The organism is Bacillus sp. FSL W8-0102, assembly GCF_038007225.1.
In the GTDB taxonomy this organism is placed as follows: domain Bacteria; phylum Bacillota; class Bacilli; order Bacillales; family DSM-4216; genus Bacillus_O; species Bacillus_O smithii.
Window position 1 is genome coordinate 2,995,153 of sequence record NZ_JBBOWT010000001.1, and the last position, 19,440, is coordinate 3,014,592.

Consider the following 19,440-nt stretch of genomic DNA (forward strand, 5'->3'; position numbering starts at 1 on the left):
ACTATCCCCCGTTTTTTATTTTTTAGAAAATACGTTTTTTTTTAAATATTTTCTCTTATTTTATCATAATCACCCCCTGTGCTACATATCTTTTCCACAGAATGACATTTATGAATCAGGAAGGAGAATCTATAAATGCACCAGCCTCCTTTCCCGCCTCATAACGATCCAAATTCTATTCCTTATGGCCCAAATCATCCAACATACATTTCTCCCGACAACCGACAATTTCCAGTCGTCCAGATCAACCAGTTCACTCAATCCGCCAGAAAATCATTGGAACTGCTAAGAGACGCACAACTGTTTTTGAATACGGTCTCCACGAACGGTGCCTTTGCAAGAGAGCTGATGGACGCCGCTCAACGTTCGCAAACAACGAAAGTGATACAAATGATTCAATCGATTGGAATTAGAATTCGGCCGGAAATTTATTTTAATCCGGATGGGCTTTTAGTTCGCTTTACCCGCATGGATGAAGATCAAAAAAAAGAATGCTGCCGATTACTGTTGGAACTTCGTTGGAAGAAATAATATAGGTTTTTAACTTTTCACTGCATTTTTTTGATAGAAAACCTGCTTAGTATGCAAGAGAATAGCCATCCCTTTCAAAAAGGCTGTTGATAACTAGGAAGCCGATCCATGTTTCATAGAGCGGCTTCCTTTGCTCCATTCATCAGCCTCTTTCCTTGTTTAAAAATACGGATATGGATAAAACGGACGCGGACCGTAAAAAGGATATGGCGGTCTAAACAATGATGCTGCTATCGCCGTTCCTAGCAAGCCGCCCAGCAGTCCACCGATAAACGGTTCCCCCGGAAAAAAGCGATGCGGATAATACATATAGGGTAACCTCCTTTTCCTATGCTACCCTATCCTTATGCAAAGACGGAAATCTTTGTATAGGCCCGCCAAAAATTTAGCTTTAAAAAGCAGCGGTACGAAAATCAAACGCCGTATCCTTACTCTTTATCAAATCGATCGACAAATAAAGCAAGCGTTCTCGTCATGACGCCCGTTGCACCTGCAGGCCCCAAGTCGTAGTCCTTATCGGTATCAGCCGTTCCGGCAATATCCAAATGCACCCAAGGAGCTCCTTCCACGAATTCTCCAATAAAAGCAGCTCCCATGATCGCATGGCCTTCTCTGCCGGGAGAATTATTTAAATCGGCTATTCGGCTATTTCGAACCCGTTTTTTATCTTCTTCCGTATAAGGCAGCCGCCAAATATATTCTCCAGCTTCAAAAGAAGCCTCTAAAATTTGTTCAAAAAGCCACTCATCATTGGTGACCGCTCCTGTTTTATCTGTCCCGAGCGCAACGATTACTCCGCCTGTCAATGTGGCCACATCGACTAAATATTCGGCGCCATGATGTTTCGCATAAGTGACGGCATCCGCCAATACTAAACGCCCTTCAGCATCCGTATTCAATACTTCGATCGTTTTTCCGTTCATGGATGTTATCACATCATCAGGCCGAAATGCCGACGCGCTCACGACATTGTCTGTAGCCGGAATGACTGCCACCACATTTTGTTTAGGTTTCCATTCGGCGATCGCCTCCATTGCCCCAAGTACAGCTGCAGCCCCCGCCATATCGGTTTTCATGCCGACAAGTCCGTTTTTCGTTTTGAGCGAGTAGCCGCCCGAATCATATGTAATGCCTTTTCCGATGAGCCCGATGACATCTTCCCACTTTTCTTTTCCTTGATATTTTAGCGTAATCATTTTTGGTTCTTCTTTGGAACCTTGATTGACGGCCAAAAAAGCGCCCATTCCCAGTTTTTCGATTTCGCTTTTCCCAAGAATCTCTACTTCCAATCCATATTTTTCTGCCAATTGGCTGGCGTACGAAGCAAGATAGGACGGAGTCAGCAAGTTGCTTGGCATATTGACGAGCGTACGGGCGGAATTCGTCGCTTTTCCAAGTATGTATCCTGCTTTGGCTGCTTGTTCGATTTCTCCGATCTTATGGCTGCTGTAAACAGTCATTTCCTCAATCCGCGGTTCCGGCAGATTGGGTTTTTGCTTATAATCACGGAATTCATATGTAGAAAGCGGAACCGCTTCGCCTAATGCCGCTGCTGCTTGAACGGCATCCCATTTATCCGTTATAAACGTATCAAGCGCAATAGCGGCCTTTTGAACCGGCGTATTTTTTATATATTTGGCGGCTTTTCCAAAAGCCATTTTTAATTTCTGAATCGTGAGTTCTTTTTCTTTTCCCAAACCGACAAATAAGATTCTTTTGGCAGGCACAAAACCAAATGTATGGATCAGTTGCACGCTTTTATATTTGGTGGAAAGATCCCCGGTCTTTACAAGTTCCGTCAACTGACCTTGAAACGCCTCATCCAATTCTTTGAGAACTCCTTCAAACTTAAGGGGTTTATCCAACAAACCGACGATCAAGCAAGGCAATTCTATTTGAAACGGATTTTCATGACTAAATTGAAACATCTTTTAACACCTCCAACACCATTATAACCCTGGCAGAAAATAAACCACCAGTAATGATCATGGATATTTGGAGTTGTTCACTTCCAACTGTTATTTACTGGAAAGAAAAGAACAAGACAAAAGGCCCCCCTTCCATACTGCTCTTTCTGTACAGGCTCAATATGGAAAGGGGATCCTATTTGACTCTCGAAATTTTTATTCATTGCGGGTTTTTATATATTGCTGCCGGTATACTTGCAAAGCTTTATTTTGGTTTAAAGAAACCAGCGTTTCTTCTGTCAAAGTTCCTTTTCCCATTTTGACAATATAAACGGCCAGTTTTTTCTTCCCCCACTCTTTATAAACATCATCAACTGTCTCGTAATATAGGTCAATCCGATTTCCTTTGATTGCGCTCCCGGTATCCGCTACCACTCCATAGCCATATCCGGGAATGAACAAAATCGTTCCAATCGGAAAGATCGTTGTATCAGCGGCAATAGTCGAATAAAGATCTCTTTTTACCTTGACGCCTGAATATGTAATACCATAACTGGGATGGCTGGGAGACTTCCCCGTTGATTCTTTTCCGGCTGTATAACCTGTCGCAATCACCGTTTTTTGGGGGTATTTCGACCAATCAACATCTTGTTCCAATATACGGGGCTGCTTCTCCCTCTCCGGTTGGGTATTCGCTTGCACAGGTTTCATAAGCAGCTGATCGATCCTTTTTCCGGATAATCCTTCAAGCTTTCGCTCACTCGTTTCCATCTTTGATAAAATCGTATGTTTAAGAGCCCAATTTCCAATCATAGCCGCATCTACTCCGGAAATCGTTTTAAAAGTGGCCATAAGTGCGATCAAAAATAAGATGGTCATAAAAACTCTTTTGGACGTCCGTTTTATTAGTCCCATCCTTTCACTCCCCTCACCCTATTGGTCTCCAAATGATGGCCACATTATTCAAAAATGGAAAAAAACTTGGTAAAGGTTGGAGTGAACAAAAAAGGATTCGTGAAGAAAATCTAGGATAAGACTTAGAAGAACACCGTTTTATGCAAATCACCCATGAGGAAATGATCTAAAGAGAAAAAAGTCGGCTCTTCTTCGATTAGTCCATCAGTCGCCTTATTAGAAACTTTTGCGAAGGCATTCCCTCATTTTTTTGTTTCAAATTGTGCTACAATAATGCCAAAAATGATCTGGAGGCATGTATATGGCGGAACATCACTTTCATTTAAAAGCAAACTGGCCCGGCCTGCGAAATGATGTTGGGGAAATAAAAGCTGGGAATTTACGGACAAAGGTTTCGATTCCGGCGGAAATGGACGGCCCAGGCATCGGGACAAATCCGGATGAAATGCTTTTAGGGGCGGCAGCCACTTGTTATATCATTACATTGGCCGCCATGTTGGAACGAAGCAAGCTGGAGAAGAAACAGTTAACGCTGGAATCAGAAGGGATCGTTGAAGTAACCAATGGCGTATTGACTTATAAAAAAATCATCCATCGTCCGAAAATAGTCCTTCATCGTGATGCAACCGCCAAAGAGATCAGCCGAGCACAACGTCTTGCTGAAAGAGCAGAATCGTCTTGCATGATTTCACGAGCCGTCAAAGGAAATGTGGAGATAGAACTGGAAATAGACATTCAAGTTGCTTCCGAATAACCGTGAACATAAAACTTTTAACGATTTTGGAGCAAAAAAGAGACTGAATCCAAAAGAGTGATTTCCTTTTGGATTCAGCCCTTCAAAACATTCGATATCCTTTTTTTCTTAATTCCTTTATGACAATTCCCGATAAAACGGCCCCGGCTAAGCCGCTTAACAAAATCAACATATCGGCCGATTTCAGTCCTACCAATCTTTCTCCTAACGTAGTGAAAGCTTCTCTAGTATGCGTTATATAAGAAAGCGTACTAATCCCATCTACAATGATCAACACAACGAGAGGATATAAAATCGACATGATCCATGTCATTCGAAGCAGCATATTTAAAATAAATCCGATTCCGAAAAAAAGCACAAAAAACAGCAACATCGATATAAATAAAACGGCAATATGCACTAGGAAACACCCCACAGGACTAAAAAGTATACTGAATATTCTTATATACGCCAATCTTCCCGATTATTCCTCCATTCCAATCTCATTATTCTCTCATTTTTTAGCCCTTTTGATTTCTGGAAGTGTTCCCCACTTTTAAAAGGGGAAATGTGAACGGGTAGTCTTTGCTGTTGATTCTTGTTTCAACGATCACATAAAAAAACAGAACGGCTTATTACACCGTTCTGTCGTTGTAATACCTTTTTATTTGTTGTACAATCAGCCGTTTTGTTATCTGTAAAAGGCTTAGTTGACTGTCTTAGAAAAATTTGAACTTTCCTTTTTTCAGTACCAAGGACAAACCGCCAATCATAAACAAAGCACGGTTGTCAATCACTTTTTTCATAAAGGAAGCTTTTATACCTTTCAGCTTTCTGCCGAACACAATTCCGATTGCGTCGTCATCGCCAAGAGAACATACCGTTCCTTTATTATCAAATACAAATTTTTGAGTTTCTTGTCCCTTTAATAAAGCCACGATATTTTTCGCACACACTACGCCTTGCTGCATGGCAATTTGGGCAGTCGGCGGATATGGACGATTCGTTTCTTCATTAATGACAAGCGAACAGTCTCCTACAATAAACACATTATTGTAGCCAGGAGCTCGCAAATCTTCTTCTACTTTTACACGGGCACGATTGTTTTCAAAACCGGCTTTTTCAATGACAGAGTTTCCTCTAACTCCCGCAGCCCAAACGACAGTTCCTGCCTTAATTTCCTCGGTTTCATTTTCGCCTTTAGCCACGATAATACCGTCAGGAGTCGCTTCTTTAATGGCCGTGCCGACTCGGAATTCAACGCCTTTCTTTTGCAGCTGTTCCATTGCATATTGAACAAGCTCTGGATCAAATCCAGGAAGAACAGTTGGTGCTGCTTCTACGCAGATGATACGCACTTTTTGGAAATCAACGTCGTATTCGCGGCAAAGTTCAGGAACACGATTGGTCAATTCCCCTAAAAATTCGATGCCAGTAAATCCGGCACCGCCGACAACGATCGTTAAACGTTCTTCTTTTTTATCTTTTTCAGTGTTGTAAGTAGCAAATTGAGTTTCGATATGCTCGCGGATACGGCGGGCAGCATTCACGCTCGTGATCGCAAAAGCATACTCTTTCAAGCCTTTAATTCCGAATGTTTCCGATTCAGGTCCTAAAGCGACAACGAGATAATCGTAGTCCAATTCCCCGTTATTAAGAACTACTTTATTTTCGTTTGGTTTAATGTTTTCAACAGTAGCTTGAACAAATTTGACTTTGCTGCGGTTAATTACATTGCTGATCGCATAGCGCACCCTGTCGTGATGAAGGGTTCCAGCAGAGGCTTCGTGAAGCCAAGTCGTTTCATAGTGATAGTCATGTTTGTTCACTAAAACAATTTCCGCTTCGTTTTGGCTTAACATCTTTTGGAGGCGCGTTACAGTCATCAATCCACCATAACCCGCGCCAAGTACAACGATTTTTGGCTTAGTCACTGTTATCACTTCCACCTTTTTCTTTTAGTATGAGTGAATTCGAAAAAGTTTATTTCCTTTTTGCAATTAAAAATATCACATGTGATATTTTTCACGAATGAGGGCATACAACAACTTTTTCGAAATTTGTCATAAAATCTTAACATTATTCCCTTATAAATAATATTCCTTTTACATATACTTTTCAACCCATTTCCTACAATTAAAAGGAAGTTTTCAAAATTATATCCCTTATAAAGAAAATGATGAATTTTGGTATTTTTTGAAATGTTTTTCTCTTGTTGTATTGAAAAATGGAAACACTGAATTGGAGTATGATAAAATGGTGTTTAATAAAACTTCCATTGGTCAATAAAGCGATGAATGCAAAGCTATCTGCTAGTATATCGAAATGGGGGAGATTGTTTTGAAAGAAGACTCGAACATATACGATATGACGATTATCGGCGGTGGACCTACCGGCTTGTTTGCAGCTTTTTACGGAGGGTTAAGACAAGCGTCCGTAAAATTAATTGAGAGCTTGCCCCAACTTGGCGGCCAGCTGGCTACTCTTTATCCGGAAAAATACATTTACGATGTTGCCGGATTTCCCAAAATTAAAGCACGCGATTTAGTTGAACAACTCAAAGAACAATTATCGCTGTTTAAGCCCACCATTTGCTTGGAACAAACGGTCACTGATCTTCAAAAATTGGATGACGGAACATTTCGATTAACGACAGATAAAGAAATACACTATACAAAATCTGTTATTATCACTGCCGGGATTGGAGCATTCCAACCTCGAAAACTGGAGCTTGAAGAAGCGGAGCAGTATGAAGGAAATCACCTTCATTACTTCGTAAATGATCTGGATACATTTAAAGGAAAAAATGTAGCGATATGCGGCGGAGGAGATTCAGCGGTCGATTGGGCATTGATGCTGGAACCGATCGCTAAAAAAGTAACGATCATTCACCGCCGAGATAAGTTCCGCGCCCACGAACACAGCGTCGAACAACTGAAAGCTTCTACCGTGGAGATCAAAACACCGTTCGTTCCGTCGAAAATACTCGGTGACGGACGTACAATCCATGGACTTGTTCTTAATGAAGTACGCGGAGAACGGGAAGAAACGATTGAAGTGGATGAATTGATCGTCAACTATGGATTTGTTTCTTCACTTGGTCCTATCAAAGATTGGGGAATCGAAATCGCTAAAAACTCCATTGTTGTCAATTCCAAAATGGAAACCAATATTCCCGGAGTTTATGCGGCCGGAGACGTTTGTACATATGAAGGAAAAGTAAATTTGATCGCAAGCGGATTCGGCGAAGCCCCTACGGCCGTCAGCAATGCAAAAGCTTTTATTGATCCAAAATCCCGCGTTCAGCCAATGCACAGTACGTCTTTATTTGAACAATAAAAAGCTTTCAAGGATGTTCAACCGGAACGGTTCCATATTGGACCGGCTCGTCAAAACAAGAACGAACGACTTCTTCATCGTGCAGATAGCTCATAAACATACAATCCGCCGATATATCCTTTGCCCAAAATCGCTGAAAGACGGTTCGTTTTTGATTTTAAAACCATGGAACAGGCGCCGGGGAATCAGTACTCTAAAATAGCAGGAAATAGTTTCGTCCAAAACCAAAAGGCATGCCGTGAATGATGCATGCCTTTTGGTTTTGCCGCAATTTCAGTCATGGAATAAAAATCCGGCTTATTGGATGGCTGTAAAAAAGTTATTTTATGCATATAAATTTTTGCCTACAAAAGCTTTCCAAACGATGAGATTATATGGATTACTCCAATCGATTTCGTCTTGATTTCGTTCAAACATCTGATGAAGACGGTTGCTGGTGAACTACCCACCACCTACGCTTCGCTTAGAGGCGGGGGCTTCAAGCGACTTGTGCGTGTTCGCTGAACGGTAAGCCACACACAAGAACCCTTTACGCTTCCCTTCGTTCCGAAGGTGTCCGTTCTAGCTATATTCTATCCTATTAGTTGGCTATCGCCAACCGAAATTCATCTCCCCACTTATCGTTGGGCTATCGCCCTTCACACGCTTGAAGTGGGAGACTTCTTTCGGAAATAATGTTAAAAATAATGGACCCCTTTTGATCAAATGCCACCCCGTCTACCCACAGCATCCGATCATCAGAGACGAAGCGATGGAACCGATTGTTCTTAGGAGAATAGACCCCGATTCCTTTCCCCTCCAGCATCGTATAAAAAACATTTCCTCTGTTGTCTGCGTGCATCCCGTCGGTGGTCGTCCCTTTGCTTCCAATCGCTTTAACCGCTCGACTGATTTCATCTAAGGGTGTTTGAAAGTTTCTCAAAAGCGCTGTATCGATCGCATATAAATTTCGACCTGTAACCGGGCAATAATACAAAGTGGAACGATCTGCGGACAACGCAATACCATCGCTCCCTATTTTAATCGGTCTGTCTTTAAAGACCGGTTTCGAGTCAATCTCAAAAACAAATCCCGGAAAATCTTGTGTGCTGTAATGACGGTCAAGCACACGTCTGAAAGTTTTCTTCCTCATATTGTATACGATGATTCCACCGACAACGGGGTGGTCGGGCCAACCATTTCCGGAATCGGTGATGTAGATAAAACCATGTTTATTGTCTACAACCAAATCATTTAAATCCCATATAACCAATTTTTGTGAACCTTCCCGCGAAGGCGCATAGGCGATTTTCCCTTGATCTAACAGCCACATCCGGTTGTTTTCATCAATTTCATATCCCAGGACAGATTGCAGCACTCCAGGGTTTTCCGCCTTATTCCATTCCCAGCTTGGAAAAGCTTCTAACAGCGGTTTGCCATTTTTCATGACAATGCGATTCATAGTAGAAGGGATGCCTTCTGCCCAGCGGGGAACAGATACATAATAGTTGCCTTGCTGATCAACCTTAATACCGGCAGGCATGGCATGTCTCCAATATTGATTTGCCTCAAATTCCTGCTTCATCCTTAAATTTGGAAAATGCCAATCCAAATGCTTCCAATGGAAGAGTATTTGGTAGCGACCGATTTTCCCTTTCTCGGCTTGAAAAAAATACCGCAGCCAATAAGGATCTCGTTGGTACGGATGTGGATGTTGATAAGCATGTTGAAGATAAGGATACATTGGATAAGGGGAGAGCTGCGAAGAATAATACTGTCGCTCATCATTTCTTGGACAGTCACCGGTCCCATTGTATTTGGAATCCTGCATGTCATCCAACCTCCTCTTAAGGTTTCTCGTGGTCATTCCCTTTGATCAATATATGTCTGCTGTTAATAAAGGCATGGGCTCAAGCCGGGCGTCATCATCAGAATCGTATGGCGGTGGCATAGTTGCATCCAAGACAAGAGGGAAAAAGAAATAGCCGATTCCAAAGATAAAAGATATCTGTGTTTTAACATCAAAAAAACGACCTCCTTCAACGATTTAACATAAACCGTTAAAAGAGGTCGTAATTAACAACCCTAAATCGCAAATTTTGGGGTTGTTTTTATTCAAAAATACAAGCACGGACTGCGGATTTTTTACTGGAATTAACAACCCTTACCGATTATGTTGCCGTTTCAAAACGTGCCGGAAGACTTAGCACTCTTCCGGCGTTCCAACGTTTTGCGCCGTACGGAATGATGAACCGCAACCGCATGTGGCAATAGCGTTTGGATTATCGATTGTGAATCCGCCGCCCATTAACGATTGTTTATAATCAATTTTGGTTCCTTGCAAGATCGGTGCGCTTGCTTTATCCACTAATACTTGAATGCCATGTTGTTCAAATTGGATATCGTCTTCACTCGCTTCATGGTCGAATCCCATTCCGTAAGATAATCCGCTGCAGCCGCCGCCTCTGACAGCCACGCGCAAAAAAGCGCCTTCTTCTTCATTTTCTTTCATCATATCTTTTATTTGAAAAGCTGCAGCTTCCGTAAGGCTAATGACTCCCTCCATCTTAAAAACCTCCTTTTGTATTGGATTTCCATTCTTTTCGGAGTACAAACCGTCCCGATTAAAAACAGCGGATTCCGATGTTATTTGTAGTATAATCCGTTTTTCTTTTTTCCTCAATAGATCCGTTTGAAAACACACGAATAAGTCCCTGAATGATTTGACAATAAAATCCGTTTATGGGGTCATCTTTTCATTTTCCATTCAGATAATACATTCTCATAATAAAAAAGGCCTATTTAAATTTTTTTACAACGAATAAAGACCTATTTTAAAAATTTTTGTATAATGAAAAAGACCTATCAAATAAAATAATAAAACATCTCAGGAAGTGAACAAATTTGGCGGAAATCACACCATTTTACGAAAAAACTGAAGAATGCCCTCTTTGCAAAAAAATATTCACCACCACTAAAATACGTTCCCGCTTTATAAAAGTGGCTTCTTGTGATACAGATTTTTCCCCTATCTATCAAGATTCTGAAATCAACCCGATCGTTTACTTTGTAAACGTGTGCCCCCATTGCGGCTATTCTTACACAGAGGAATTTTCCCGATATTTCCCCCCGGCCGTTTTAAATGAAATCAAAGAGAAAGTTTGCTCGCGCTGGGTGTACCAGGACTACGGCAAACACCGCAGCATAAAAGATGGGATTAACAGCTACAAACTAGCTTATTATTGCGCCACCTTAAAGCATGAAAAAAATATCACAACGGGCGGGCTGGCATTGCGTACGGCTTGGTTATACCGTCTCTTGAAAATTCAAGAAGAAGAAAATCGTTTTTTAGAAATGGCCGTCAAACAATACGAAGATTCCTATTCAAAAGGAGACTTTTCACGAACAAAAATGTCTGAAATAAAACTTTTATATTTGATCGGGGAATTAAAAAGACGGCTGGGACACTACAAAGAAGCGACCTTTTATTTTTCCAAAGTAATCGAACGGCAAAAATTCGCTACAGAACCAAAGATTTTGGAAATGGCAAAAAATCAGTGGCAAATGATCAGACAAACAATGGAATAGAAAGGCGGCAAAGCTCGGTTCTTCTGTCAAAATTTGTTTTCTAAACAGCCTCTATATTCTATTTGTACGATGATTTTTGCCGTTTTCTCTCGCCCCTTTTCACACCAAGCCTCCCATCTTTAGCTCTCTCTTTTAAAACATCTGGTTTTCTTCGATATGTTTATATATATTCTTCACCAACTCTTCCGGAGAGTCCCCTCTTACAGGATCGCCATTGACAAGGGCGAAAAGAGATTCTCCACAAAGAGTGCAATAATTAAGACAGCCATATTCGACAATGTCCAGATTAGGATCTTCTTCCAATATTTCAAGCGCTTTTTGCGCACCGCTTGCTAAATTGCTGACGCAGAATTCAATAATTGGATTCATAGCATCACCCCAGGATTGATTGTACTATTGTTCCGCCGGTCAGAAAAGAAATGTATCTTGCCAATAGACATATGCTGGAAATGCCTTAATAAGCTGTTGTGAAAAACATGAACTTTCGTTATACTCTTGTATGGGGTATTTTTATAGATAATTTTTCTTACGTATTTTTTCATATTGAAAGGGTTTTAAAACTGACTTAGCAGAACAAAAGGGGAAATTTTTTATGAGAAACTTGGTTTTACTTGGCGGAGGATATGGGAATATGCGAATATTGCTCCGGCTGTTGCCAAATCTTCCGGAGGATGTCGCCGTTACACTTGTGGACAAGGTTCCCTACCATTGTTTAAAGACTGAATATTATGCCTTGGCAGCCGGAACAACTTCCGACCAGCATGTACGGGTTCCCTTTCCTACTCATCCACAGCTTTCGCATGTTTTTGCAGAAATTACTGAAATTGATCTGGAAAATAAAACTGTTCATCTAAAAGAACAAGATCCGATCACATACGATGAGCTGGTAATAGGTTTGGGATGCGAAGACAAATATCATGGAGTTCCGGGGGCGGCTGAGTACACACATAGTATTCAGTCGATTGAAAAAGCGAGAAATACATATCAGTGCTTAAACAATATGCCCGCTGGTTCAACCGTCGGCATCGTGGGAGCAGGTCTAAGCGGAATTGAACTGGCAAGCGAACTTCGAGAAAGCCGTCCTGATTTAAAAGTGAAATTATTTGATCGAGGACCAAGAATTTTATCCACTTTTCCTGAACGATTGAGCAACTATGTACAAAATTGGTTTACGGAACACGGAGTAGAAGTGATCAATGGCGCCAATGTGACGAAAGTGGAGCCAAATACATTATACAACCATGATGAAAAAATTGCTTGTGATGCGATTGTCTGGACTGCCGGCATTCAAGCAAACAGACTGGTCAGGCAATTGGATGTGGAAAAAGATGCTTCCGGCCGTGTGAAGTTAACCCAATACCACAATATTCCGAACAATGAACATGTTTATGTAGTAGGCGATTGTGCAAGCCTTCCTTATGCACCGAGCGCCCAATTGGCGGAAGAACAAGCAGAGCAAATTGTTCAAGTCTTATTGAAACGCTGGAAAAATGAACCTCTTCCGGAAAAAATGCCTGAAATTAAGCTGAAAGGAATTTTGGGATCTTTAGGAAAAAAAGAAGGATTTGGTTTCTTGGCAGAACGTGCCATTACCGGCCGCGTCGCCCGTTTCTTAAAGTCCGGAGTCTTATGGCTGTACAAATATCACAACGGTTAATCGAAACAATCCCGGCTAACAGACGAACAGCCGGGAAAACTAGACTTTTCAAAATCAAAAGTTTGTCTTGTAAAGGCCGTCCCTCCGTAACTGCAGCAATGAAAATATTCGGGCATTCTTTTAATACAAAGGAGGTTCCCGGCCCCTTAAGTGAATCGGCTTTCTTTCAGCTCATTCATTGATTTATGGAGCTTTGTATCCGTATTTTTCCATTTCTTCGCAAATGACTTTTAATCGCGGATTTCCTTCCCCGACCATTTTTCCTTCAACTAACACCACAGGATAAAAAAGTTCTTCCTCAATCACTCGGGATGCGAAGCTTTTTTTCTCCTTGTCTTCAGGTGGATCATAAATATCCACATACGTCATCTTGAAAGGCTGATGTGGAAACTTTCTTTCCAAAGCTGCCGTCAACCACTCAAACGTATCTTTCGATGAAGGCAAATGAACACAGCTTGCACAAATCTGTTCTGCACCATATACGACAATTTCAATCGGCTTCTGCACCGCTCTCCCCCCACCCAAACCTTTGTCCGTTTCTCATCTTCATTTTATCCAAAATCTTTCAAAAACGAAACAAAGACGATAGATTTTTTTCATGATAGTCATTATAATAAACGTAGGAAAGGAGTCGATACAAATGTCCGATCAGGCAATGAAAGAACAAGTGCAAGAAGTGTTGGATAAATTGCGTCCGTTTTTACTTCGCGACGGCGGCGACTGTCAATTGATGGACGTTGAAGATGGAATTGTAAAGCTTCGACTATTGGGCGCCTGCGGCAGTTGTCCAAGCTCGACTATTACATTAAAAGCAGGTATCGAACGTGCTTTGTTGGAAGAAGTCCCTGGAATCGTGGAAGTCGAACAAGTATTTTAAAAACGATGGAATTTGAAGCTGATCAGGAGAAAGATGATCCCTTGACTAAGCAGAACAAGACATAAAAAACGCTTGTCCTTATCCATATGTCCGAAGGGAGAAACTCTTTTCCTTGAATCAGCTTTTTTTTGAATTGAAGTCTTGATTGATTTCATCACCATTGTTTTCACAAAAGCAAAAATAATACGCAGAGTAAAAAGACCAACTTTCACATTCCGGAAGTTGGTCTTTTTTAAGCATAGTGTTTTTTTCGTTACCGTAGGAGCCATGGCACCACCGGAATTTGAATTCTTTTTATAGGCACTTCCGCCAGCTGATAAAACGAAGCCAAAAAATGTTCGTATTCTTTGGTATCTCGGATATAGCGTGTTAATTGTTCTTCCAGTTCCTTTTTTCTCTGGGGAGAAGGCGTCATAAAATAATCTTCTACACATTCAAAAAAGTGAAGCGGAAACATGAGCCTTGCAAAAATCAATCTCCAGGAAAACACCGTCAGCGGCTGAATCGATTGATACCCCTTTATAAATTGTTTAATCTCCGCCTTATATCTCGTTTGTTGATGCCAAAATTGATATCGAATCCACTCGGAAATATCCCTTGCCGCATGATCAAAAACCCAATCAAAAGGATTTTTGATGATATCCGTTTTTCCCCAAGTATCAGGTCGAAAACGTTCATGGCATATGGTCCCCGCGTCAGATTCCATTGGATCTTCATCTAACTCTGTATCGGCTACATACTGAATGGCATTTTCCGCCATTCCCATATAATACGGGAAAATATCCACGAATAAAATGTCAAACGGGTCGCTTGGAGATTGTTGAAGCAATCGGTGATAAAAGCCTTCAAGCTGCTCCAGCCTCTTTTCCCATAAAAACCGCCAAGTACCCATTCGATTCGTTTGAACCATCTTTTCTTGGATAAAACGGCCTCTGTAATGAAATTTGGCTAGCTTTCTGCCCATGTTGCTGTAGCTTCTCCCTTTTTTAACGGGATTACGCAAAACAATGAAGTCCTGCCCTTCCACCGTTTCTAAAAATTTTCCGTTTTTGGACAAGCAAAAAGAAGATACTCCTCTTTCACCGAACTTTTGAAGATGCAGAGACATTTGGCGAAATTCGATGAGCATTTCTTGTGTCAATTTCGTAGCATTTATAATAGTATATAGATAACCCTTTGCTTTATATCGGATGGGTTGGTTAGAATAGAGGGCTTCTGTCTGGATGCCGTAATATTGCTCTAACAATTGAGAGTAATCCATTTCCTTCCTCCTTTAGCCACTGGCCCCGTTTCGTTCCTTTCCGTGCCAAAAGCTTTCATGTTTCACCTGTGTAAATAAACCACAAAAAATTTTGAAAGCATGCAGTTTGAACATACTAGTAATATATATGTATCTGGCTCCCATAATTGCGTCTATTGATTGGATTTATGATCCCGCTTTTCATCTGGCAAATCAATGAAAACGGGCTTTCCAGACGGATTTCTGTCTTTTTCTTACAAAAAGCGAATGAACCATTGAATTCTTTATATTCCATCTTTTTTAATGGAGTATATTATAATAGAAACAGCAACCTCGTAAGACAAAGAATATCCTTTCCAAATATTACAGAAAAAAGGTGATGGTATGACAATGAAAAAAAGAGATGCATTAAACATGACAGAAAAAATGGCGCGCGAATGGCTGACAAAACGAGGAGTAACGATTGAGGATATCGCAAAACTGGTATTGTTTTTACAAAAAAAATACCATCCCAATTTGCAGCTGGAAGAATGCATTCAAAATGTAGAGGCAGTTCTCGGAAAGCGTGAAGTTCAAAACGCCATATTAACAGGCATACAATTAGATGTTCTGGCAGAGCAAGGCAAGCTCGAAGAACCATTACAATCGATTATTCAAACAGATGAAGGACTATATGGAGTCGATGAAATATTAGCTTTTTCCATCGTAAACGTATACGGTTCGATAGGATTTACCAACTATGGCTATATCGACAAAATCAAACCGGGTATTTTAGAATATTTAAACGATAAGTCTTCCGGAAAAGTGAACACATTTTTAGACGACATTGTCGGCGCCATTGCTGCGGCGGCTTCAAGCCGACTTGCCCACCGAGCCGGCAATGGCGATGAAACAATTGATTCATGAAAGGTAGTGTAAAAAGCGGACAGCCGGGCTTCCCTTCCCATTGTACGTCCGAAGGAGAACCCGGCTGTTTGTTTTCATACTTCCCACTCGCTAAGAGAATCAACAGTATAGGTCGGTTTTACTTCATAACGCTCCAAATGCTCTTTTAAAGTAACTCCAGTATGGACGAGGAGCGTATCCAAACCGGCATTAATACCTGCACGAATATCTGTATCATAATTGTCTCCCACCATTATGGTCTCTTCTTTGGAAGTTCCTAATGCTTCAAGAGCTTGTTCCATAATGATCGGTGACGGCTTCCCGATAAAAATAGGTTCCGTTTGAGTCGACACAGAAATAACGGATGTCAGTGCTCCGTTGCCCGGAAGAAACCCCCTCTCCGTTACAAGGGCAATATCGCTGTTAGTGGAAATAAACGTTGCCCCGTTGCGGACGCCAAGGCAGGCAAGAGTCAATTTTTCGTAGTTGATCGATCTATCTATTCCGATCACGACGAAATCAGGATTCTCGTCTACAAACCGAAATCCTTTTTCCTTCAATGCCTCTTGGAGTCCTTCTTCCCCAATCACATAAACAGAAGCACCTGGTTTTTTCTCATACATAAAATTGGCAGTCGCCATCGCTGTCGTATAGACTTGCTCCTTGGTGGCCGGAATATCAAAATCCCTCAATTTTGCTGCCACCTGTTCCGGTGTTCTAGACGAATTATTGGTTACAAACAAATAAGGAATATTTTTTTTCTTCAATCGATGAACGAATTCACCAGCGGCTTCGATTTTTTCCGTTCCTTTATACACCGTTCCATCCAAGTCTATTAAATAACCCTTATATGCTTTCATATGAACTCCTTCCAAATCGTCATATTCATAAAAAAACGCTCCCATAAAGAAAGCGCTGATCATTGATTTTTAAAAGCAGAAACCGGACCTAATTCATTGTTCAGATACGAACGAACTTTGATTGGAAATTGTTTTAATAATTCAAGATTTTTTTTGAATACTTGGTCCACTTTCTGATGATCAATGGTGGTATATTCCTGAACAAGCATTTTTCGGAGGCTGATGATCTCTTTTAAAGAGGCAGCCAATTCTTCTGTTATCACTTTTTCATCCAATAATATATCCACAATATCGTCATAACTTCCCGGATCTCTCATAATAAATCCATCAATAATATCATTTCCGGTATCAATGACCGCTTCAATGATCGAATGCGCCACACGCTCTAAAGCGGCCTTTTCTATACCTGTCTTCCAGTCAGTCTGTGTTTCCAATAAGCTTAAACGAACTTCCAAATACGTCAGCCTGTCTTCGACTTTGTTTCGATCCACAAAGTACACGGTACAACACCTGCCCTTATCTCTTCTCAGCCACTTTCATTGTACCATACTTCACTGTCTCATGGTAAAATCAAAATACTGAGTTGAAGGGGAGGAATCTGGTTAATGGAACGCTTTTTTTTATATGACGAAACGGAAAAAACAAACATACGCTATATCAGTTTTATGGGAGAAAATCAGCGATTTGATCTGGCGATTATTCAAACAGATAAATACTACGGAAAAAAACTGGTGCTGGATTTGCTCGGAAACCGCTTTGCCATTATCGGTACGGATGATTTGGAAGAGCCCGGATATTTAGAAGAAGTGTACCGTCTTAGTGAAGCAGATGCTCAAGAACTCCGTGAACTTTTATATGAAATGATTTAAGCGAATGATCCCCCCTATTTCGTCCATACTAACGGTATAGACAAATACGGAGGTGCCGCCATGTCTCGTCGAGTTGGAAAAGTGGACAAAGAAGATCAAGCCTATTCAGATTTTTCTGTTGTCGAAACCATGAAAAATTTCCTAATACCTGAAGAAGTGCCGGAAGGACCTTATGGATCTCCAAGAGGGCAAGATACCCCTGTTGAAAATAAATCGACCCCTTGGGAAGAAGGCCAACGGCATCACAGTGCGTTCAATTATGAATTTAAATCGCTTCACGAAGGGCTTCCAAGGCAATATCCCGACGCCCACCTTCCTCATGATGACCCTGATCGCACTGAAGAACCGCCATACACTACAAACCGCAACGCCGACCCTTTAGATCCTGAGGAATAAGGTTTCACTAACCATCTAAGGTCACTGGGGGTTAGTGGAACCAATCGGGCATTCAGAGGCAGTTGAACCCTTCTTGGACTTTTTTTGAAGAAGGAGACTTACTGCCCTTTCATGAGGGACAAAATAAAACTTCCATCCGTGGTACACGGATGGATCGTTGCACTAATCGGACAGTTCCCGACACACTAGGATGTCTCGTCCTTCTGTTTCTTGAAGTAGGGGTTACTGCCCCTTAATGTAGGGTAAAAAAATTTTCCTGAAAAGGGAAGTCTTTTTCACAGAATCACTTTCCCTCTAAAAAAGGCATCTGAAAAGTACAGCCGATTAGCAAAAAAGGACGGCAGCAACCGTTTTATTTTTTTACTTTTTTCAAGACAAAATAAGCGCATCCAAAATTGCAGTATTCATATAAATATTCTTTCAAAGTGCTAATTTTCGTATCAAAAGTTGCCTTTTGGCTTTGATCATCAAAGAAGCCTTTCAGCCGCAGCTGGCCATATCCCCAATCACCGACAATATAATCATACTTGCCTAATATCTCACTATAGCGATGGCGAAAAGCCTCTTCTTGAAAGCCGTTTTTGTAATCCTCTATTACTTCATAGCAATGATTATTGACGCAAATCATGCTTTTCACCTCATTCTGAAACCTTTCCTCACTGTCAAAAAATTTATTTGTTCCATTATAACATAACGAATCCCCCACAAATTACTAAAGGGGATTTAAAAAAATATGGTTATCCTATGCCCAGGGGGGATAAAAAGATGAAAAAAAACATCTTTGCAGGATGCTTATTAAGTTTGGCGGTTTTGTCCGGCTGCAATAATGAAGCCGCTGACCGCGATCGTTCGGGAATTTACGACCGGAACGGAAATACACTCAATGTCAATAACGATCAAGATCTTTTTGATAAAAATCGAAAAGCATACAATATCATGACAGATGACCGTGATGAGTCATTTGGCTATGTACGTCATCAAAAAAGCCCGATTCAAGGAAAAACCATTTCTTATCGGGACATGTACACTATGGACAGAGAGCAGGTGGCTGATACGATCAGCCGACTGAGCGTCGGACTTCCGGACGTAAAAGACTGCGCCACGCTTGTAACAGATGAGGAAGTGCTCGTAGCCTATGACCGTCGGCAAAACGCCCATACTTCCCGTTCTGAGACGGCAGATCAAGTGAAAAGAACGGCCATGAGCGTAGTCCCTCGCTGGTACCATGTTTATGTCACGGACGATCCAAATTTGAGAAGAGACGTTGAAAACCTTGCCTCCATGGATGCCAATACGAGAAATTCTGAAACAAACATCAATCGGACCATCAACCTCATGTTGGATCGTTCACCGCAAGGACGCTCCATAGTGGACGGCGAAAATCCGAATGGCGAACGCATTCACGACCCACTCGAAGATGATAATCATGCACAAAAAAGAAAACATCAATGATCATGAAAATCCGGTTTTGTGGCTCCATTCTCTTTGCAACAGGACATTCGCACGGATCCTGTCTAGCGGGAATCATCCGATTCTCCAAAAAATGGAAGAATACGTTGAAAGCGGATGAAAGGAAAAACTTCCATACAGCTATTTTTGTTTTTCTCACTCGCTCTGGTTTGGACGGCTATATGCCCCCTGACACCTTATTTCAACATGTTTTA

23 protein-coding genes are annotated in these 19,440 nt (G+C 41.3%); 10 read left to right on the top strand and 13 right to left on the bottom strand.

Going from position 1 to position 19,440, the window contains the following annotated elements:
* Positions 1-135: 135 nt before the first annotated feature.
* The gene (locus tag N1I87_RS14250; RefSeq protein ID WP_270584449.1) at positions 136-531 is read left to right on the top strand and encodes a hypothetical protein; all 396 of its coding nucleotides are present in this window, start codon (positions 136-138) and stop codon (positions 529-531) included.
* Between the two features lie 159 nt (positions 532-690).
* Here N1I87_RS14250 and N1I87_RS14255 read toward each other — a convergent pair whose 3' ends face one another.
* The 3 genes from N1I87_RS14255 to N1I87_RS14265 form a co-directional block, all read right to left on the bottom strand.
* On the bottom strand, positions 691-840 hold the full coding sequence (locus tag N1I87_RS14255; protein WP_003353567.1) for a hypothetical protein: 150 nt from the start codon (positions 838-840) through the stop codon (positions 691-693).
* A gap of 119 nt (positions 841-959) precedes the next feature.
* Positions 960-2,459, bottom strand: coding sequence for a leucyl aminopeptidase (locus N1I87_RS14260; RefSeq protein WP_341102412.1), 1,500 nt, complete (start codon positions 2,457-2,459; stop codon positions 960-962).
* A 195-nt stretch (positions 2,460-2,654) separates the two neighbouring features.
* On the bottom strand, positions 2,655-3,353 hold the full coding sequence (locus N1I87_RS14265; protein ID WP_341102415.1) for a 3D domain-containing protein: 699 nt from the start codon (positions 3,351-3,353) through the stop codon (positions 2,655-2,657).
* A 301-nt stretch (positions 3,354-3,654) separates the two neighbouring features.
* On the opposite strand from N1I87_RS14265, the gene N1I87_RS14270 reads away from it, so the two are divergent.
* Entirely contained in the window at positions 3,655-4,107 is a 453-nt protein-coding gene (locus tag N1I87_RS14270) for an OsmC family protein (protein ID WP_327804732.1), read from the top strand.
* 82 nt (positions 4,108-4,189) lie between these two features.
* Here the strand turns inward: N1I87_RS14270 and N1I87_RS14275 are convergent, their stop codons facing one another.
* The gene (locus N1I87_RS14275) at positions 4,190-4,480 is read right to left on the bottom strand and encodes a YuiB family protein (protein ID WP_341103419.1); all 291 of its coding nucleotides are present in this window, start codon (positions 4,478-4,480) and stop codon (positions 4,190-4,192) included.
* A gap of 325 nt (positions 4,481-4,805) precedes the next feature.
* Positions 4,806-6,029, bottom strand: coding sequence for an NAD(P)/FAD-dependent oxidoreductase (locus tag N1I87_RS14280; protein ID WP_341102419.1), 1,224 nt, complete (start codon positions 6,027-6,029; stop codon positions 4,806-4,808).
* 382 nt (positions 6,030-6,411) lie between these two features.
* On the opposite strand from N1I87_RS14280, the gene N1I87_RS14285 reads away from it, so the two are divergent.
* The gene (locus N1I87_RS14285) at positions 6,412-7,425 is read left to right on the top strand and encodes an NAD(P)/FAD-dependent oxidoreductase (RefSeq protein WP_412677421.1); all 1,014 of its coding nucleotides are present in this window, start codon (positions 6,412-6,414) and stop codon (positions 7,423-7,425) included.
* A gap of 628 nt (positions 7,426-8,053) precedes the next feature.
* On the opposite strand, the gene N1I87_RS14290 is transcribed toward N1I87_RS14285, so the two are convergent.
* Both N1I87_RS14290 and erpA read right to left on the bottom strand, forming a co-directional pair.
* Positions 8,054-9,235: an L-dopachrome tautomerase-related protein gene (locus tag N1I87_RS14290; RefSeq protein WP_341102422.1), complete on the bottom strand. Its 1,182-nt coding sequence runs from the start codon at positions 9,233-9,235 to the stop codon at positions 8,054-8,056.
* 372 nt (positions 9,236-9,607) lie between these two features.
* Positions 9,608-9,970: an iron-sulfur cluster insertion protein ErpA gene (erpA, locus tag N1I87_RS14295; protein ID WP_003352460.1), complete on the bottom strand. Its 363-nt coding sequence runs from the start codon at positions 9,968-9,970 to the stop codon at positions 9,608-9,610.
* Between the two features lie 338 nt (positions 9,971-10,308).
* Here erpA and N1I87_RS14300 point away from each other — a divergent pair, with 338 nt between their 5' ends.
* Positions 10,309-10,992: a DUF2225 domain-containing protein gene (locus tag N1I87_RS14300; RefSeq protein ID WP_341102425.1), complete on the top strand. Its 684-nt coding sequence runs from the start codon at positions 10,309-10,311 to the stop codon at positions 10,990-10,992.
* A 132-nt stretch (positions 10,993-11,124) separates the two neighbouring features.
* Here N1I87_RS14300 and N1I87_RS14305 read toward each other — a convergent pair whose 3' ends face one another.
* Positions 11,125-11,361, bottom strand: a complete 237-nt coding sequence (locus tag N1I87_RS14305; RefSeq protein WP_341102428.1) for a YuzB family protein — start codon at positions 11,359-11,361, stop codon at positions 11,125-11,127.
* A 223-nt stretch (positions 11,362-11,584) separates the two neighbouring features.
* Between N1I87_RS14305 and N1I87_RS14310 the strand changes: the two genes are divergently transcribed.
* Complete coding sequence (locus N1I87_RS14310; protein WP_341102431.1) at positions 11,585-12,649, top strand: NAD(P)/FAD-dependent oxidoreductase; 1,065 nt, start codon at positions 11,585-11,587, stop codon at positions 12,647-12,649.
* Between the two features lie 183 nt (positions 12,650-12,832).
* On the opposite strand, the gene N1I87_RS14315 is transcribed toward N1I87_RS14310, so the two are convergent.
* Positions 12,833-13,156 carry a YuzD family protein gene (locus tag N1I87_RS14315; RefSeq protein ID WP_040340815.1) on the bottom strand — a complete coding sequence of 108 codons (324 nt, stop codon included), beginning with the start codon at positions 13,154-13,156 and terminating at the stop codon, positions 12,833-12,835.
* 133 nt (positions 13,157-13,289) lie between these two features.
* Between N1I87_RS14315 and N1I87_RS14320 the strand changes: the two genes are divergently transcribed.
* Entirely contained in the window at positions 13,290-13,526 is a 237-nt protein-coding gene (locus N1I87_RS14320; RefSeq protein WP_003352465.1) for a NifU family protein, read from the top strand.
* A gap of 253 nt (positions 13,527-13,779) precedes the next feature.
* On the opposite strand, the gene yutH is transcribed toward N1I87_RS14320, so the two are convergent.
* Positions 13,780-14,787 carry a spore coat putative kinase YutH gene (gene yutH / locus N1I87_RS14325; RefSeq protein WP_003352466.1) on the bottom strand — a complete coding sequence of 336 codons (1,008 nt, stop codon included), beginning with the start codon at positions 14,785-14,787 and terminating at the stop codon, positions 13,780-13,782.
* 369 nt (positions 14,788-15,156) lie between these two features.
* On the opposite strand from yutH, the gene N1I87_RS14330 reads away from it, so the two are divergent.
* The gene (locus N1I87_RS14330; protein WP_048623923.1) at positions 15,157-15,672 is read left to right on the top strand and encodes a phosphatidylglycerophosphatase A family protein; all 516 of its coding nucleotides are present in this window, start codon (positions 15,157-15,159) and stop codon (positions 15,670-15,672) included.
* Between the two features lie 74 nt (positions 15,673-15,746).
* Here N1I87_RS14330 and N1I87_RS14335 read toward each other — a convergent pair whose 3' ends face one another.
* Both N1I87_RS14335 and hepT read right to left on the bottom strand, forming a co-directional pair.
* Positions 15,747-16,511 carry a TIGR01457 family HAD-type hydrolase gene (locus tag N1I87_RS14335; protein WP_341102436.1) on the bottom strand — a complete coding sequence of 255 codons (765 nt, stop codon included), beginning with the start codon at positions 16,509-16,511 and terminating at the stop codon, positions 15,747-15,749.
* 59 nt (positions 16,512-16,570) lie between these two features.
* Positions 16,571-17,011: a type VII toxin-antitoxin system HepT family RNase toxin gene (gene hepT, locus N1I87_RS14340; protein WP_341102439.1), complete on the bottom strand. Its 441-nt coding sequence runs from the start codon at positions 17,009-17,011 to the stop codon at positions 16,571-16,573.
* A 105-nt stretch (positions 17,012-17,116) separates the two neighbouring features.
* On the opposite strand from hepT, the gene N1I87_RS14345 reads away from it, so the two are divergent.
* Positions 17,117-17,380, top strand: coding sequence for a DUF3055 domain-containing protein (locus tag N1I87_RS14345; RefSeq protein WP_003352470.1), 264 nt, complete (start codon positions 17,117-17,119; stop codon positions 17,378-17,380).
* A gap of 60 nt (positions 17,381-17,440) precedes the next feature.
* Positions 17,441-17,776 carry a cytosolic protein gene (locus N1I87_RS14350; RefSeq protein ID WP_270583992.1) on the top strand — a complete coding sequence of 112 codons (336 nt, stop codon included), beginning with the start codon at positions 17,441-17,443 and terminating at the stop codon, positions 17,774-17,776.
* A 352-nt stretch (positions 17,777-18,128) separates the two neighbouring features.
* On the opposite strand, the gene N1I87_RS14355 is transcribed toward N1I87_RS14350, so the two are convergent.
* Positions 18,129-18,404, bottom strand: a complete 276-nt coding sequence (locus tag N1I87_RS14355; RefSeq protein WP_270583991.1) for a YutD family protein — start codon at positions 18,402-18,404, stop codon at positions 18,129-18,131.
* 137 nt (positions 18,405-18,541) lie between these two features.
* On the opposite strand from N1I87_RS14355, the gene N1I87_RS14360 reads away from it, so the two are divergent.
* Positions 18,542-19,228, top strand: a complete 687-nt coding sequence (locus tag N1I87_RS14360; protein WP_270583990.1) for a YhcN/YlaJ family sporulation lipoprotein — start codon at positions 18,542-18,544, stop codon at positions 19,226-19,228.
* Positions 19,229-19,440: the final 212 nt, after the last annotated feature.